At 71.2% G+C, this 15,417-nt stretch carries 14 protein-coding genes; 11 read left to right on the top strand and 3 right to left on the bottom strand.

The window, feature by feature from the left end; all coding sequences use genetic code 11:
• Positions 1–144: 144 nt before the first annotated feature.
• From HNR23_RS14180 to HNR23_RS14165, 4 genes are all read left to right on the top strand, one after another.
• Positions 145–3,024, top strand: a complete 2,880-nt coding sequence (locus HNR23_RS14180; protein WP_184076030.1) for a vitamin B12-dependent ribonucleotide reductase — start codon at positions 145–147, stop codon at positions 3,022–3,024.
• 166 nt (positions 3,025–3,190) lie between these two features.
• The gene (locus tag HNR23_RS26820; protein WP_246421745.1) at positions 3,191–3,502 is read left to right on the top strand and encodes a hypothetical protein; all 312 of its coding nucleotides are present in this window, start codon (positions 3,191–3,193) and stop codon (positions 3,500–3,502) included.
• Positions 3,484–3,918 carry a PIN domain-containing protein gene (locus HNR23_RS14170; RefSeq protein WP_184076029.1) on the top strand — a complete coding sequence of 145 codons (435 nt, stop codon included), beginning with the start codon at positions 3,484–3,486 and terminating at the stop codon, positions 3,916–3,918. Before HNR23_RS26820 ends, HNR23_RS14170 begins: the two co-directional genes overlap by 19 nt.
• Before the next feature lie 78 nt (positions 3,919–3,996).
• The gene (locus HNR23_RS14165; protein ID WP_184076028.1) at positions 3,997–4,425 is read left to right on the top strand and encodes a CBS domain-containing protein; all 429 of its coding nucleotides are present in this window, start codon (positions 3,997–3,999) and stop codon (positions 4,423–4,425) included.
• 36 nt (positions 4,426–4,461) lie between these two features.
• Here HNR23_RS14165 and HNR23_RS14160 read toward each other — a convergent pair whose 3' ends face one another.
• Positions 4,462–4,749, bottom strand: a complete 288-nt coding sequence (locus HNR23_RS14160) for a helix-turn-helix domain-containing protein (protein ID WP_184076027.1) — start codon at positions 4,747–4,749, stop codon at positions 4,462–4,464.
• A gap of 155 nt (positions 4,750–4,904) precedes the next feature.
• Between HNR23_RS14160 and HNR23_RS14155 the strand changes: the two genes are divergently transcribed.
• The 3 genes from HNR23_RS14155 (at position 4,905) to HNR23_RS14145 (ending at position 9,227) form a co-directional block, all read left to right on the top strand.
• Positions 4,905–5,876, top strand: coding sequence for an ornithine cyclodeaminase family protein (locus tag HNR23_RS14155; protein ID WP_184076026.1), 972 nt, complete (start codon positions 4,905–4,907; stop codon positions 5,874–5,876).
• A 126-nt stretch (positions 5,877–6,002) separates the two neighbouring features.
• Positions 6,003–7,751 (top strand): SPFH domain-containing protein, encoded by a 1,749-nt coding sequence (locus HNR23_RS14150; RefSeq protein ID WP_184076025.1) that lies wholly within the window; start codon positions 6,003–6,005, stop codon positions 7,749–7,751.
• Positions 7,752–9,227: an SPFH domain-containing protein gene (locus HNR23_RS14145; protein ID WP_184076024.1), complete on the top strand. Its 1,476-nt coding sequence runs from the start codon at positions 7,752–7,754 to the stop codon at positions 9,225–9,227.
• Between the two features lie 52 nt (positions 9,228–9,279).
• Here the strand turns inward: HNR23_RS14145 and HNR23_RS14140 are convergent, their stop codons facing one another.
• Positions 9,280–9,471 (bottom strand): hypothetical protein, encoded by a 192-nt coding sequence (locus HNR23_RS14140; protein ID WP_184080313.1) that lies wholly within the window; start codon positions 9,469–9,471, stop codon positions 9,280–9,282.
• Between the two features lie 229 nt (positions 9,472–9,700).
• Positions 9,701–10,390, bottom strand: a complete 690-nt coding sequence (locus HNR23_RS14135; protein ID WP_246421743.1) for a hypothetical protein — start codon at positions 10,388–10,390, stop codon at positions 9,701–9,703.
• A gap of 285 nt (positions 10,391–10,675) precedes the next feature.
• On the opposite strand from HNR23_RS14135, the gene HNR23_RS14130 reads away from it, so the two are divergent.
• From HNR23_RS14130 to HNR23_RS14115, 4 genes are all read left to right on the top strand, one after another.
• Positions 10,676–11,098 carry a hypothetical protein gene (locus tag HNR23_RS14130; RefSeq protein ID WP_184076023.1) on the top strand — a complete coding sequence of 141 codons (423 nt, stop codon included), beginning with the start codon at positions 10,676–10,678 and terminating at the stop codon, positions 11,096–11,098.
• Positions 11,099–11,154: 56 nt separating this feature from the next.
• Entirely contained in the window at positions 11,155–11,859 is a 705-nt protein-coding gene (locus HNR23_RS14125) for a ribonuclease HII (RefSeq protein ID WP_184076022.1), read from the top strand.
• 212 nt (positions 11,860–12,071) lie between these two features.
• Positions 12,072–14,567 (top strand): AAA family ATPase, encoded by a 2,496-nt coding sequence (locus tag HNR23_RS14120; protein ID WP_184076021.1) that lies wholly within the window; start codon positions 12,072–12,074, stop codon positions 14,565–14,567.
• Positions 14,568–14,646: 79 nt separating this feature from the next.
• Positions 14,647–15,381 carry a nucleotidyltransferase family protein gene (locus HNR23_RS14115; RefSeq protein ID WP_184076020.1) on the top strand — a complete coding sequence of 245 codons (735 nt, stop codon included), beginning with the start codon at positions 14,647–14,649 and terminating at the stop codon, positions 15,379–15,381.
• Positions 15,382–15,417 lie beyond the last annotated feature (36 nt).

The following is a 15,417-nucleotide window of genomic DNA, read 5'->3' as shown; positions in this document are numbered from 1 at the left end:
ACGCGCGGGTCCGGTCCGCGCGCGGCCGGACCGTGACGACGTGAGTAAGTACCGCCACTGCGGCCGCGTCATGCCGAGGGGTGTGACGCGGGGGCACTGGCGGGGGATCGGAACGGATATGTGGCGAGAACTGGGGGAGCTGACATGACGGAGACCACCGGCGCGACGGGGCGCAAGGGGAAGGGGAAGCGCAGCGGTCTGAAGGTCGAGCGCATCTTCACCACGCCCGGCGTTCACCCCTACGACGAGGTCGAGTGGGAACGTCGCGATGTGGTCATGACGAACTGGCGGGACGGCTCGGTCAACTTCGAGCAGCGGGGCGTGGAGTTCCCCGCGCCGTGGTCGATCAACGCCACCCAGATCGTCGCCAGCAAGTACTTCCGCGGTGCCGTGGGCACCCCGGAGCGTGAGTGGAGCCTCAAGCAGCTCGTCGACCGCGTCGCCGGGATGTACACCGAGACCGGCAGGGCCAACGGCTACTTCGCCTCCGACGCCGACGCCGAGATCTTCGACCACGAACTGAAGTACGCGCTGGTGCACCAGCTCTTCAGCTTCAACTCCCCGGTCTGGTTCAACGTCGGCACCATGTCCAAGCAGCAGGTCTCGGCCTGCTTCATCCTCTCCGTGGACGACACCATGGAGTCGATCCTCGACTGGTACAAGGAAGAGGGGATCATCTTCAAGGGCGGCTCCGGCGCGGGCGTGAACCTCTCGCGCATCCGCTCCAGCAAGGAGCTGCTCTCCTCCGGTGGCACCGCCTCGGGCCCCGTGTCGTTCATGCGCGGCGCAGACGCCTCCGCCGGCACCATCAAGTCCGGCGGCGCGACCCGCCGCGCCGCCAAGATGGTCGTCCTCGACGTCGACCACCCCGACATCGAGGAGTTCGTCGACACCAAGGCGCGCGAGGAGGACAAGATCCGCGCGCTGCGCGACGCCGGGTTCGACGTCGACCTGGGCGGTGCCGACATCGTCAGCGTCCAGTACCAGAACGCCAACAACTCGGTGCGCGTCTCCGACGCGTTCATGCGCGCCGTCGAGGCCGACGCGGACTTCGGCCTGACCTCGCGCACCACCGGCGAGGTGGTCGCCACGGTGGGCGCCAAGGACCTCTTCCACCGGATGGCGAAGGCCGCCTGGGAGTGCGCCGACCCCGGGCTGCAGTACGACGACACCATCAACGACTGGCACACCACGCCCGAAAGCGGGCGGATCAGCGCCAGCAACCCGTGCTCGGAGTACGTCCACCTGGACAACTCCTCCTGCAACCTCGCCTCGATCAACCTGCTGAAGTTCCTCACCCCCGAGGACACCTTCGACGTCGAGAAGTTCGTCAAGCTGACCGAGCTGGTCATCACGGCGATGGACATCTCCATCACCTTCGCCGACTTCCCGACCGAGAAGATCGGGGACACCACCCGCGCGTTCCGCCAGCTCGGCATCGGCTACGCCAACCTCGGGGCGCTGCTGATGGCCACCGGCCACGCCTATGACTCCGACGGCGGCCGCGCCGTCGCCGCCGCGATCACCTCCCTGATGACCGGCACCGCCTACCGGCGCAGCGCCGAGGTCGCCGGGGTGGTGGGCCCGTACGACGGCTACGCCAAGAACGTCGACGCCCACAAGCGCGTCATGCGCAAGCATGCCGCCGCCAACGACGACCTGCGCACCGTCGGCGCGATGGACGCCGACATCCACGCCGCCGCCACCAAGCAGTGGCAGGAGTGCCTGCGGGTCGGCGAGAAGAACGGCTGGCGCAACGCCCAGGCCAGCCTGCTCGCGCCCACCGGCACCATCGGCTTCATGATGGACTGCGACACCACCGGCATCGAGCCGGACTTCTCGCTGGTCAAGTTCAAGAAGCTGGTCGGCGGCGGGTCCATGCAGATCGTCAACCAGGCGATCCCGCGCGCCCTGAAGAACCTCGGCTACCAGCAGGAGCAGATCGAGGCCATCGTCGAGTACATCTCGGAGAACGGCCACGTCGTGGATGCCCCCGGGCTGCGCCCCGAGCACTACGAGGTCTTCGACTGCGCCATGGGCAAGCGCTACATCAAGCCCATGGGCCACGTCGAGATGATGGCGGCCGTGCAGCCGTTCCTCTCCGGTGCGATCTCCAAGACGGTGAACGTGCCCGAGGAGGCCACCGTCGAGGACTTCGAGCACATCTACTACGAGGGCTGGCGCCTGGGCCTCAAGGCGCTGGCGGTCTACCGCGACAACTGCAAGGTCGGCCAGCCGCTGTCCACGGGCAAGGCCGAGGGCGGAGCGAAGGCCGCGGAGGTGAGCACCGCCACCGCCGAGAAGCGTCCGGAGCCGGAGGTCATCGAGGTCAACCGCCCGGTCCGGCGCCGGCTGCCGAAGAAGCGGCCCAGCCAGACCGTCTCCTTCACCGTCGGCGGCGCCGAGGGCTACATCACCGCCGGGTCCTACCCGGACGACGGCCTCGGCGAGGTCTTCATGAAGCTCGGCAAGCAGGGCTCCACCCTGGCCGGTGTCATGGACGCCTTCTCGATCGCGATCTCCATCGCGCTGCAGTACGGGGTCCCGCTGGAGACCTACGTCGAGAAGTTCACCAACATGCGCTTCGAGCCGGCCGGGATGACCGACGACCCGGACATCCGTATGGCCCAGTCGGTGGTCGACTACATCTTCCGCCGCCTGGCCCTGGACTACCTCTCCTATGAGGACCGCGCCGCTCTGGGCGTGCTCTCCGCCGAGGAGCGCCGCGCCCAGGCCGCCGGCGAGCACCCCTCCCAGGTCGCCGCCCAGGTCGAGTCGTACGCCCAGTCGGCCGCCCCGGCCAAGGCCGAGCAGATCACCGGAGGCCCGGCGGCCTCGGAGGAGGGCCCGGCCGCCGAACCGGCCCGCCCGGTCTCCGAGGCGCACACCAGCACGGAGCTCCTGGAGGCCAAGCAGGGCTTCACCGCCGACGCACCGCTCTGCGTCACCTGCGGCACCAAGATGCGCCCGTCCGGCAGCTGCTACGCCTGCGAGGGCTGCGGCTCCACCAGCGGTTGCAGCTGATCCGGGAGCCGGTGCGGGCCTGACCCCGGCCACACCCGAACCGGGGCCGACGTACCGTCGGCCCCGGTCCGCATGTCCACTGCGGCGATCTCGATTCGTGTCGTGGTCGTGTCGAGGGTCTCGGTTTCCCGGACAGGGTGCTGCCACCGCCGGTAGCATCGTGGATATGGGCGCAGATGCGAAGAGATCGAGGGACGGGAACCAGGTCGCTGCCGACGCGTGTACTCCGCGCGGCAAAGATACGCGGTTCGGCGGCCGGACACGCAAAGTGAGCGTGTCGATGCCGGAAGGACTTTCCGCGGCGGTCCAGAACCGTGTCGGCCGCGGCGAGTTCAGCCATTACGTCACCGAAGCTGTGACCAGGCAACTTGAACTGGATCAGCTGGCGGAGCTCGCTGAGCTCCTGGAAGCCGAACACGGTCCTGTGCCTGAGGAGGCCCTGGCTGAAGCGGAGGCGGCGTGGCCCGACGCCGAATAGCCACGAGTGGGACGCTGATCCTTGACAGCGAAGGCCTCTCCAAACTCGCAGCCGGCGACGTGCAAGCGCGCGGACATCTGCACAAGGCCCTCGCGCGCCGTGCCCGCCTGGTGGTCAGCGCGATCACGCTGACCGAGGTCCTGCACGGCAGTCCGCGGGATGCGTCTGTGCACCGCGTTCTCTCCCGGGTGAACGTCGTGGGCGTCACGCCCGACGTCGCTCGCCGTGCCGGTGAGCTGCTCGGAGCCACTGGTCTGTCCGGGCACCGTTGTGCGATCGATGCCGTGGTAGCGGTGACCGCTCTGGACCAGGAACGTCCCGTCCTCGTATTGAGCAGCGACCCTGACGACATGAGCCGACTGGTGGAGGAGCCGGATCGCGCGAAGAATCAACGGGTCGCCGTCGTTCACATCTGAATTTCTGTCGCGGTCCTCAGATGATTGGCGTGAGCCTGGCGCGGGTAACCCTCGGTCACCGATCGAAAGGTGGTTGCCATGCTGATCGCTGAGATCCTGCGTGCCAAAGGCTCAGAGGTGGTGACTGTCCAGCCGGACACGACCGTGGCCGAATTGCTGACGCGGCTGGCCGCGCACAATATCGGGGCGGTGGTGGTGACCGATGACGGGGCCATCACCGGAATCGCGTCGGAGCGCGACGTCGTCCGCCAACTCCGATCGCGGGGAGCAGAGCTGCTCGCCGCGCCGGTCTCCGACATCATGACCAGCGCGGTCGTCACGTGCGCGACGACCGACACCGACGACACCCTGACCGTCCTGATGACCGAGAACCGGGTCCGCCACGTCCCCGTGGTGTCAGCCGGTTCCCTCGTCGGGATCGTCAGTATCGGTGACGTCGTCAAAGCCCGCATCAGCCAACTCGAACAGGACCGCCGCCAACTGGAGGCCTACATCACCCAGGGCTGACCCCCCACCCGGGCCCGGCAACGACGCAGGGCCCGGTCACGCGGCATTGCGTGGTGTGAAGCCAATGCTCAGATCGGCGTTGAGCGCTTCCGCCAGACGCTCCAGGAGGGCGATGCTCGGAGTGGTGCCTCCTTCCTCCGACCGAGACACCTGGGGCTGTGTCATACCAGCACGTTCAGCCCGTTCACGTTGGCTCAGTCCCAGTGCGACGCGACGCTCACAGACCATCTTGCCGAGCAGAAATCCTCGACGGGCTTCGTCATAGGCGTCGGAGTGTCGACCACTGCGGCGCCAGACAGCGTGTTCGCCTTGCGTGCCGTTCATCGGTCCTCCAAGCAGTGGTCCTCGATCGTAACGCCGTGGCCGCACCGGATTTCGCCATCACTCTCCGATCGCTGGGAACGTTCTCGGACCTGAGGCTCCTCCCGCACCTGGATATGGTGCCGACGGGTCGTAGGGTGCGATGGGACAATGGAGGTGTGACGCTGATCCTGGGTCGTTCGGACCTGCTCGGTGTGTTGGACACCCACACCTGTCTGGACCGGTTGTGGAGTGGGTTCACCGCTGAGCCGGGGGCGATCGAGGGGCGGCGGGTGCGGACCGATCTGCCCGGTCCCGGGACGGCGGTGGCGCTGCTGCCCGGGTTGCTGCCCGATGTCCCCGCCTACACCGTCAAGGTCAACGCCGGGTTCCCTGACGCGCGGCCCGCCGTGCGCGGGGTGGTGTGCCTGCACGACCTGGCCGGCGGCGAGCTGCTGGCCCTCCTCGACTCCGCGACGCTGACCGCGTGGCGGACCGGGCTGGCCGCCGCGCTCGGGACGCACTCGCTGGCCCGCTACGACGCCGACGTGCTCGGCATCGTCGGGTGCGGCGCCCAGGCCGGGATGTTCACCCGCGGACTGGTCGGGCTGCGCCCGATCTCCGAGCTGGTGGTCACCGACATCGACCGGGAGCGGGCCGACGCGTTCGCCGGGCGCTGCTCCACCGAGTTCGGCGTCCCCGTGCGGATCGCCGACGACGCGCCCGCCGTCGCCGCCCAGGCCGACATCGTCCTCACCGCGACCTGGTCGCGCCGCCCCCTGCTGGACCTGCACGACGCCCGGCCCGGCGCCCACTACACCGCGCTCGGCTCCGACGAGCCCGGCCGGGCCGAGCTCTCCGCCGACCTGCTGCGGGCGGCCCGGGTGATCGTCGACGACCCCGGGCTCGCGCTGTCCGGCGGACCGGTCGGCGGCACCGCGCTGGACCGGTCCGACATCGACGGGACCCTGCGCGACATCCTGACCGGAGCCCTCGCGGCGCGCGAGTCCGCCGACACCGTCACCGTGTACGCGCCCGTGGGCCTGGCCTGGCAGGACCTCGCGCTGGCCTGGCTCGCCTACCGGGCGGCCGAGGAGGCCGACGCGTCACGGGGCGACCGGGTGGGCACCCGGTTCGAGTTCCTGGAGTGATGCGATGATCCGGGGGCGATTCCGCGTGGGCACCCCCTCTGACCGGCCCGGCGGGAACCGTCCCGGTGGTGCCGGCGTCCAATCCCCAGTTCCTTCTCCTCCTCCATATGCAAGGAGTGATCACGTATGTCCTTCGCGCAGACGGTGCGCGGGGCCGCCGCGTCGATCGCCCAGGGCGGTGACCCGCGCCAGGCGGTCGCCGACGCGGTCGGCGGCGCGGTCGGCGGCGCGGTCGGTGATGCGGCGGAGGGGGTCGGGCTCGACCCCGGCGACTTCCTCGCCGCCCGCGACCAGGGAGCCTCTGTCGGCACCCGCATCGAGCAGCAGACCACCTCGCTGAACAACGCCGGTGAGGCCCTCAACCGCAGCTCCTTCGAACGGGGCCAGGGCGGCCCCGTCCACGTCATCTGCCCCATGGTGATCCCGCGGGGCCGCACCTTCACGACCATGCTGCCCGCCATCGCGCTCATCGCCATCGGGCTCGTGGCGCTGGTCGTCATCGTCCCCGCGGCGCTGGCCGCCGGAACCAACCCCCTCCTCAACCCCTTCTTCGGGTTCCACTACTGGATCATCACGCTGGGCGTCACCGGCTTCATGTGGTGGCGCCAGGGCATGGTGATGGTGCCCGACGGCTGCCACGCGATGATCACCAAGTTCGGCAAGCTGGAACAGGTCGTGGGCCCCGGCCGGGTCACCCTGTTCAACCCCTGGAAGCGGGTCTCCTACATCGTCAACACCACCCGCGAGTACCCGTTCAACGCGCCGATCCGCGAGGCGCCCACGCGCAGCGGCGTGCAGGCCTCGATCGACCTCTTCGTCCAGTTCCAGATCAAGGACCCGGTCGAGTTCATCTACACCCTCGGCGCGGTCCAGGGCTTCCAGGAGAAGCTGAACAACGCGATCAGCGAGACCACCCGCAGCCTCATCTACGAGCAGGAGGCAGCGGGCATCTACGACATGGTCGGGGAGAACACCGCCCGCCTGCTGGAGCAGCTCAACGCCCAGTTCATGCCGGCCGTGGAGCTCACCAACGCCAACATCACCCACGCCGAGCCCTCCAGCCAGGAGTACCGGATGGACCTGGCCGCGCCCGAGATGGTGCGCGTGGCCAAGGAGGCCTACACCTACGAGTACGAGCTGCAGCTCCGCAAGGAGCAGAACGAGGGCGACCTCAACAAGGAGCTCGCTTCGCTGAACGAGACGCTGTCGGCCATCCAGGCCGACATCGCCCAGTACCAGGCGCAGATGGACACCGCCCTGGAGCGCGAGACCAACCGTGCCCGCGCCGTGGCCCGCCGCCGTTTCGTCGAGGCCGAGAGTGAGGCCAACGCCAACGCCGCCCTGCTGGAGGCCCAGGCGCTGGACATCCGCGCGGTGAGCGCCGCCGAGGCCCCGGAGATCCTCAACTACCGCTACCAGCAGGACCTGCTCGACAAGCTGGAGGCCGTGGCCGACAGCCTCCCGCAGGTGCTGCAGATCGGCGACGGCGACGCGTCCAGCGTCGACTACCTGCGGGTCGCCCAGGGAATCATCGGGGAGGCCGAGTCCGCGCTCTTCACCGAGGAGGACATGGCGGCCATCCGCACCCGGCTGCGCGAGATCTCCGAGCGCATCGCCTCGCGCGAGGCCGAGATCGCCGAACTGCTGGAGGCGGAGGAGGCGACCGTGGCCGCCCCGCCGGACAGCGGGGAGGTGCCCGGCGAGGACCGCGTCGAGGAGATCCGCCGGTCGGTCTCCGACGAGGCCATCGACCAGCGCCTGGGCACCGCCGCCGAGGACGGCGCGGCCACCGCGCCACCGCCCGACGGGCCGCCCGCGCCCTGGCCGCAGCCGGGCACCGACACCCAGGACGGCCCGTATCGGGGAGGTCACTAGATGAGCCAGCCGACACACGCCGACCGCAGCGGCTCCAGCATCAAGGAGTCGCTCGCGTCGTGGAGCGACATCGCCCGCCTGCTGCGCGGTGGCGACCAGGGGGCACTCGTCCCGGTCGTCATCCCGCGCGACAGCCGCGGACTGCTGTGGACCGTCCCCATCTGGTTCGGCCTGTTCGCCCTCTTCTCGGCGCTGGTCATGGCGATCCGCCGGGACGCGGCGATCGCAGGGGACGGCGTCTACCTGATCCTGTCCATCCCCACGCTGATCGTGGGGCTGCTCAGCATCGGCCTCGCGCTGATGTGGTGGTGGCGCTCGTCGATCGTGGAGATCGAGCAGGGCACCACCGGCGTCCTCACCAAGTACGGTGCCGTCGTGGGCACGCTCGATCCCGGGCGGCACTACCTGTGGCACCCGTGGGCGCGCGTCGACTTCGTCGTGGACACCTCCACCGAGATCCCCTACTCGGCCCCCGTCGTGGCCTGCCCCACGCACGAGAACGTGCCGCTGAAGTCGATCGAGTTCTTCCTGAAGTTCCGCATCACCGACGCGATCCGGTTCGTGCGGACCATCGGCGCCAGCAACTTCGACCTGGTGCTGTCCAACGCCGTGCAGGACGCCATCCGCCAGCGCGGCCGCCAGGTGCGTACCGAGCGCGCCTACGACCTGCGCGGCTCCGATGTCGCCGACATGCAGGACCTGCTCAACCGGCAGCTCAGCCGCTACGGCGTGCGCATCATGGGGTGCAACATCCCCGACGTGCAGCTGCCCAGCCAGTACCAGCAGCACCTGGCCACCCGCGAGCGGGTCGCCAAGGAGCTGGTCGCCTACGAGCAGGAGTGGGAGCTGACCCGCAAGCGCCGCATCGACACCCTGCTGATGGACATCGAGCGGTCCAAGAAGACGCGCGACGCCAAGATCGTCGAGGTCAACGCGGCGCTGAACAAGGCGCGCAAGGATGTCGCGCAGATGCTGGAGGAGCAGGAGACCGAGGCGCAGCGGGTGCGCTATGAGATCGAGACGCGCGGCCGCGCCGACCTGGTCGCCGCGCAGAACGAGGCGAAGGCGCAGCGCCGGCTGGCCACCTCCTACCGGGACAACCGGGCGGTGCTCACCTACGAGCTGGCCCGTCGCCGACTGGAGGTCGGCGCCACCCTGGCCGAGCACGCACCGCAGTCGGTCGTCGTGCGGACCGACGGAGGTGGGGATTCGTCGGCGCTGTCGACGCTGCTGCTGGCGCAGCTGCTGCCGACCCTGGGCGGGAGCCGGTCAGCCCGCCGCCCCTCGATCGACGGGGGCGGTGACGGTCCGGGGGCCCAGGCCGCGGCCGAGATGTTCGACCAGGCCCGCGGCTCGGTGGCGGCCGCCGCCGAGCGGCAGCAGCGGCTGGCCGAGACCTACCAGCAGGAGCAGCAAGAGGCGATGCAGCGCCAGTTCGAGCAGGGTGAGGGCTACGGGCGGCGCACCCAGCGCTGACGCCCCGGATCCGCACCGCCACGCAGAAGGGGGAGGCCGACGGCCTCCCCCTTCACGCTGCGTGCGCCAGCTCCTTGTAGCCGCTTCCTATGTCCACCCCGTGCCGGGCGGCGATCTCCACCAGGTCCTCGATCTCGCCGGCCTGGGCGGCGCACAGCGCCTCGTCGCCCCGCTCGTGTGCGCGGCGCAGCGCGCGGACCGCGTCGTAGATCCGCAGGTGCAGCGTCGTCATGAATTCACTCATCATGTCCTCCGTCCCTCGGGTCGCCAAAGACTCGCGAGTTCCGCCCCTAGGTTTACCGAACCGGTATAAGAAGGCGGTGAGAGGCGAGCCCCGGGACGTCGAAGCCGCCCGTGACATGTGCCACGGGCGGCTCCCGGAAGCCCTGCGGGTGGGCGGGTCCGGTGCGAAAGCGGCCGGTGGGGCGGTGCCGGGAACTCTTACCCGGGCCGTCGCACACCCCCACGTCCCGTCAGTACTCGCTCCAGGCGTACCAGTCGCCGGTGATGTGCTCGTAGACCACCCCGCCGTGCCCCGGGACGAAGACGTCGGTGGGCAGCTCCTCGGTGCTGTAGGCCAGACCGGAGTCGCGCAGCAATCCGGCACCCTGCACGGTGTAGCGGGTGACGCCGTCCGAAACCGACACCGCCGCCAGCGGGTACAGCCCCGCCCAGGTCCCGTTCATCGGGATGGCGGTGGACCGGTTGGCGGTGGCGCCCACCTGTAGCAGCTGGTCATGGGACGCGTCGACCCGTGCCTGCAGCGGGACGTCCATCACCGACAGAACGATGGCCAGCGCCGCGATCACCGGAGCGGTGACCCAGCGCAGCCAGTAGCGGCGGATCATCGGGCGGGCGACCGACAGCGCGATTCCCAGCCGCAGTGCGCCCATCGCCGCGAGGAACGCGCCCCCGCCCATGCCGATCACCCAGCTCGGCAGGTGGCCGCCGGGCATGCTGTCCTCGTGCAGCAGCACCAGCCCGATGAACGCGCAGGCCGGGAGGTAGAGGCGGCCCGGGGGCCGCGACGACCAGGAGATGAGCCGCTGGCCCAGGGTCGGACGATGCGCGATCTCGATCAGTTTCGCGACCGAGTCCTGGTCACCGGGTGAGCCGTCGCCGCCCTGTGGGTCGGACCCGGGCGTCGGGGCTACGGGGGTCATTGTGCCGGCCTCTCCCCACTGAGATTCGGTACGCCATCGTGCACGGCCGACGCCAGGGCTCGGGCCGCTGGTCGCCGCGTCACCTATCAAGACGGCCGCCGCGAAGCGGCCCGCCCCTCAGGATAGGGGAGACGCGGAGCATGATCGGGCCTCCGGAGGCCCGAATCCGGCGTGGGGTTCGTCCGTTTCCGACCGCGGACCGCGACCGTACGTCCTGGTCGTCCGGGTCGGGCACGTACGGGCACGGACGGAACCGTCGGTGCGCCGCCCGGCGTTAGGCCGGACATGAGTGAGAACGTGGCGCATGGGAACGGTGGCGTCGACGGCGAGATCCGGTCGGCGGTCGCGGCCCGCGGGGAGCTCGGCGCGGCCTACGACGACGTCGTGGCCGAAGGGCTCGTGGAGCGCATCGGCGAGGAGATCGACCGGCGTATCGACGCCCGCCTCGGCGTCTCCTCCGCGTCGCGCGGGCCCTACACGGCACCCGCGCCGCGCACCGGCGGGGCTGGTGCCCCCGAGTGGCTGGTGCGGACCTGGAGCACACTGGCCGTGGCGGTGCTCTCCGCCGGTACCGGGCTCGTCCTGACGTTCCTGCTGGCGGTGGTCCTCGGCAGCGAGGCCGTCCTCCCCATCATCGGGGTCTGGATGTCGGTGGCCTGCGCCAACGCCGGGCACTCCCTGCTGCGCGACCTGGCCCCGCGCCGGTGAACGCGGCATGAGCGGGTGGGGAGCCGCGCGCCGCCGGTTCCTCTAAGCTGTGCCGCGTGGCCGCCTCATCCTCTCCCACCGCTCCCCGCTCCGGCGGTGCACCCACCTACGACCTGGAGCGCCGGCTCGCCGAGCGGGGCGCCACCCGCATCGCCGGGGTCGACGAGGTCGGCCGGGGCGCCTGGGCCGGACCCGTCGTGGTCTGCGCCGCCGTCACCGACGGATCGGTACCGCCCGACGGCCTCACCGACTCCAAGAAGCTCAGCCCCAAGCGCCGCACGGCCATGGCCGAGCTGCTGCGCCCGTGGGTGGCCGACCATGCCTTCGGTGCCGCCGAGCCGGAGGAGATCGACGAGGTCGGCATGACCGAGGCACTGCGCCGCTGCGCCGCCCGCGCCCTGGACGGCCTGCGCATCCGGCCCGATCTCGTCATCCTCGACGGCAAACACGACTACCTCGGCGCACCCTGGCCGGTGCGGACCCAGATCCAGGCCGACCTCACCAGCGTCACGGTCGCCGCCGCCTCCGTCCTGGCCAAGGTGCACCGCGACACCTACATGGCCGGGCTCGACGCACAGTACCCCGGCTACGGCTTCGCGACCGCCGCCGGATACCCCTCGCCCGCGCACCGCGCCGCACTCGCCGAGAAGGGACCCACCCCCCACCACCGAATGAGCTGGTCCTACCTGGACAAACTGCCGAAGTGGCGGCACCTGCGCCGGCACCGGCCCGACCGCGACGGCCAGCTGCCCCTCCTCTAGATCGGGTCGGCCCGGAACCGCGCCGCGCGCGACACGCCGGGCTCCCCGGGGCGGTGGAACCCGGCGGAACGCCGCCGCAGCCGCCAAGATGGGTCCCGGCGCAGGGCCTGTCGGGCCGCGGCCCCGGGGCGGTAGAAAAGGTGAGCGGCCGTCGGCGCCGCGGAGCGCTCGGTGACGCACACGGCGCAGCACACAGCGGGGAGGAGCAGGTGATGGCACGCGAGGACCGGACCCGCATCTCCCCGAGAGCCGAGACTCGGACGCCGCTCGCCCGGCTGCGCGCCGCCTACTACGCCTTCCCGCCGCGGACCCGGCTGTTCGCGGCCCTGGCCGCCGTCACCGCCGCCGCCGCGCTCGCCTACCTCGCCGCCTTCCCGGTCCTCCTCGCCATCGTGATCGCCGTCGCGGCGCTGTCCCTCTTCGCCGCGCTGATGCGCTCGTCCGACGCCGTCGCCACGGCCCTGGTCAGCCTGGTCTGGCTGGTCCTGGCCTACGTCCTGTTCCAGATCCCGATCTCGGTGGCCGATTCCTCGGTGCTGCTGCTCCTGCCGCTCATCCCGCTGCTGGTGGCGCTGGGCGCCGCCCGCATCACCGCCTTCCCCGTCTGGCACACCACCCTGCTGGCACTGCTGGTCGGGCTGATCGTGGGCCTGGCCGTCGCGCTCGCCGGGCTGCTCACCGACACCGTCGGGCCGGGCGCCGGCGTCGCCGTGTGCGCGGTGGCCGCGGCCACCGCCCTGGGCTGGCGGGCACTGGCCGGATACCGGTTGCGCCGCGGCATGGAGCCCCGCGACGGTGCGGACGCCGCCGCGGGGAGGCGGCCGGGAGGGTCCGGCCTCTTCCCCCGCGCGGGCAGCCGTACCGGCGACCTCGCCGACCACCGGACCGACCATCCGACCGACGGGGCCGCGGACCGGCGCCGCGACCGCGCCACCGAGGGGGGGAAGGGCGGCCCCGGCGCGCGGGACGGCGAGGTGCCCGAGCCCATCCCGGTCGACCAGGCCCTGGCCCGGCTGGAGAACATGATCGGCCTCGATCCGGTCAAGCAGCAGGTCCGCGCGATCGCGGCGTCCATCGAGGCGGCGCGCCTGCGCGCCGACGCCGGCTACTCCGTGGAGAAGCCCCTGCGGCACCTGGTGTTCTCCGGACCGCCGGGCACCGGCAAGACCAGTGTCGCCCGCACCCTCGCGACGATCTTCCACTCCTTCGGCCTGCTCCCCACGCCGCACGTGGTCGAGGCGCAGCGTGCCGACCTGGTCGGCGAGTACCTCGGTGCGACCGCGATCAAGACCAACGAGCTGGTGGACCGGGCCCTGGGCGGCGTGCTGTTCATCGACGAGGCCTACTCCCTGGTCAACGACGGCGACGGGCAGCCCGACCGCTTCGGCAACGAGGCCGTGCAGACCCTGCTCAAGCGCGCCGAGGACGACCGCGAGCGGCTCGTGGTCATCCTCGCCGGATACGAGACCGAGATGGACCGCTTCCTGGCCTCCAACCCCGGGTTGGCCTCGCGCTTCGCCACCCGCGTCACCTTTCCCAGCTACACCGCCGAGGAGCTGCGGCGGATCTCCGAGCACCACTTCGAGCAGCGGGGCGACCTGGTCGAGGACACGGCGCGCCCGGTACTGCGCCGCCGGTTCGACCAGGTGGTCCAGCGCGGCGTCATCGACGACCTGGGCAACGGCCGCTTCGTGCGCTCACTGGTGGAGAAGTCGGCCGAGGCCCGCGACGTGCGCGTGGTGACAGCGGGCCACGGCGGGGGCCGCCCGGTGCCGGACGACCTGGTCACCGTGCGCGCCGCCGACATCGTGACCGCGTTCGACGAGCTCACCGCGCGGCTGCCCGGGTTCGGGGAGACACCGGACATCACCGAGGCCCTGGCCGAGCTCGACGGCATGATCGGCCTGGAGCCGGTCAAGGCCCAGGTGCGCTCGATCGTCGCCCAGCTCCAGGTGGCCAAGCTCCGGGAGGAGCAGGGACTGCGCACCCAGGCGCCGATGCGGCACTTCGTCTTCTCCGGGCCGCCGGGCACCGGCAAGACCTCGGTGGCACGCGTGCTGGGCCGCGTGTTCGCCGCGCTCGGGCTGCTCGGCCGGGCCGAGGTCGTGGAGGCGCAGCGCTCCGACCTGGTGGGGGAGCACCTCGGCGCGACGGCGATCAAGACCGACCGGCTCGTCGACCGCGCGCTGGGCGGCGTGCTGTTCGTCGACGAGGCCTACGCCCTGGCCAACCCCGGCTATAGCGGCGGCGACGCGTTCGGCGCCGAAGCGATCCAGACCCTGCTCAAGCGGGCCGAGGACGACCGGGACCGGCTGGTCGTGGTCCTGGCCGGGTACCCGGCGGAGATGGACCGCTTCCTGGCGAGCAACGTCGGGCTGTCCTCCCGCTTCAACGTGCGGGTGGCCTTCCCCAGCTACACCGCCGACGAGCTGAGTGAGATCGCCGATGTGGTGGCGGCCCGCACCGGCGACGCCTTCGACCCCGAGGCGCGGGAGGACCTGCGGCGGATCTTCGGCTACGTGTGCGAGGGGGGCTGGATCGACGAACTGGGCAACGGGCGCTTCGCCCGCTCCCTGTTCGAGAAGGCGTGCTCCTACCGGGACCTGCGGGTGGCCGAGGAACTCGGCGACTCCGCCACCGCCGCCGAGCTGACCCTGGTCACCAGCGCGGATCTGCGCCAGGCCTACTCGGAGCTCACCCAGAGCTGAACCAGGGCCCCCGCGGGCCCCGCCGGCGGCGCCGAGCTCCGCCATCCGCGCGGAATACCGGCCTGCTACGCTCCGCTGCATGACCGGACACTCCACCGCCGCTCCCGTCACCCAGGCGATCATCCTGGCCGGAGGCCAGGCCACGCGGCTGCGCCCCTACACCGACACCCGCCCCAAGGCCATGGTCGAGGTCGCGGGAAGGCCGATCATCGACCACCAGCTCGACTGGCTGGCCGGACACGGCGTCGAGCACGTGGTCGTGTCCTGCGGGTACAAGGCGGAGGTGCTCCGCGACCACCTGGCCGGGCGCGGCGGCGGCCCCGAGACCACCCTGGTGGTCGAGGAGGAGCCGCTGGGCCGCGGCGGCGGTCTGCGCCACGCGGCCGGCGGCCTGCGGGGCTCCGGCGACCCCTTCTACGCCCTCAACGGCGACATCCTCACCTGGTTCCCGCTGGACGAGTTCACCGCCTACCACCGGGGCAAGGGCGGACTGGTCACCCTGGCGCTGGCCCGGTTCCAGACCACCTGGGGGATCGTGGACGTCGCCGACGACGGTGTGATCGAGGGCTTCACGCAGAGCCCGCAGCTGCCGTTCTGGATCAACGCGGGCGTCTACCTCTTCGAGCGCGCCGCCGTGCCGCTGCTCCCGGTCAAGGGTGACCACGAGTCCGGCACGTTCCCCGAACTGGCCAAGGAGGGGCGCCTGTTCGGGTACCGCATCGACGGGTTCTGGCGCGGCGTGGACACGGTCAAGGACGTCAAGGAGGCGGGCGATGAGATCGCGGCGCTGCGCGGAGGGGCCTCCGCGTCCTGAGGGGCGCCGCCGCGCGGTACAGGGCCGTGACCGGTG

The organism is Nocardiopsis mwathae, from assembly GCF_014201195.1.
Lineage (GTDB): Bacteria > Actinomycetota > Actinomycetes > Streptosporangiales > Streptosporangiaceae > Nocardiopsis_C > Nocardiopsis_C mwathae.
The sequence above is the reverse complement of the archived record's forward strand: the minus strand, read 5'-3'. Positions and strand labels throughout refer to the sequence as shown.

Bases quoted from the DNA above. Each gene is read 5' to 3' on its own strand.
- HNR23_RS14180 (WP_184076030.1), top strand. From the start codon at position 145: ATGACGGAGACCACCGGCGCGACGGGGCGCAAGGGGAAGGGGAAGCGC.
- HNR23_RS26820 (WP_246421745.1), top strand. From the start codon at position 3,191: ATGGGCGCAGATGCGAAGAGATCGAGGGACGGGAACCAGGTCGCTGCC.
- HNR23_RS14165 (WP_184076028.1), top strand. From the start codon at position 3,997: ATGCTGATCGCTGAGATCCTGCGTGCCAAAGGCTCAGAGGTGGTGACT.
- HNR23_RS14160 (WP_184076027.1), bottom strand. From the start codon at position 4,749: ATGAACGGCACGCAAGGCGAACACGCTGTCTGGCGCCGCAGTGGTCGA.
- HNR23_RS14150 (WP_184076025.1), top strand. From the start codon at position 6,003: ATGTCCTTCGCGCAGACGGTGCGCGGGGCCGCCGCGTCGATCGCCCAG.
- HNR23_RS14145 (WP_184076024.1), top strand. From the start codon at position 7,752: ATGAGCCAGCCGACACACGCCGACCGCAGCGGCTCCAGCATCAAGGAG.
- HNR23_RS14140 (WP_184080313.1), bottom strand. From the start codon at position 9,471: ATGAGTGAATTCATGACGACGCTGCACCTGCGGATCTACGACGCGGTC.
- HNR23_RS14135 (WP_246421743.1), bottom strand. From the start codon at position 10,390: ATGACCCCCGTAGCCCCGACGCCCGGGTCCGACCCACAGGGCGGCGAC.
- HNR23_RS14130 (WP_184076023.1), top strand. From the start codon at position 10,676: ATGAGTGAGAACGTGGCGCATGGGAACGGTGGCGTCGACGGCGAGATC.
- HNR23_RS14120 (WP_184076021.1), top strand. From the start codon at position 12,072: ATGGCACGCGAGGACCGGACCCGCATCTCCCCGAGAGCCGAGACTCGG.
- HNR23_RS14115 (WP_184076020.1), top strand. From the start codon at position 14,647: ATGACCGGACACTCCACCGCCGCTCCCGTCACCCAGGCGATCATCCTG.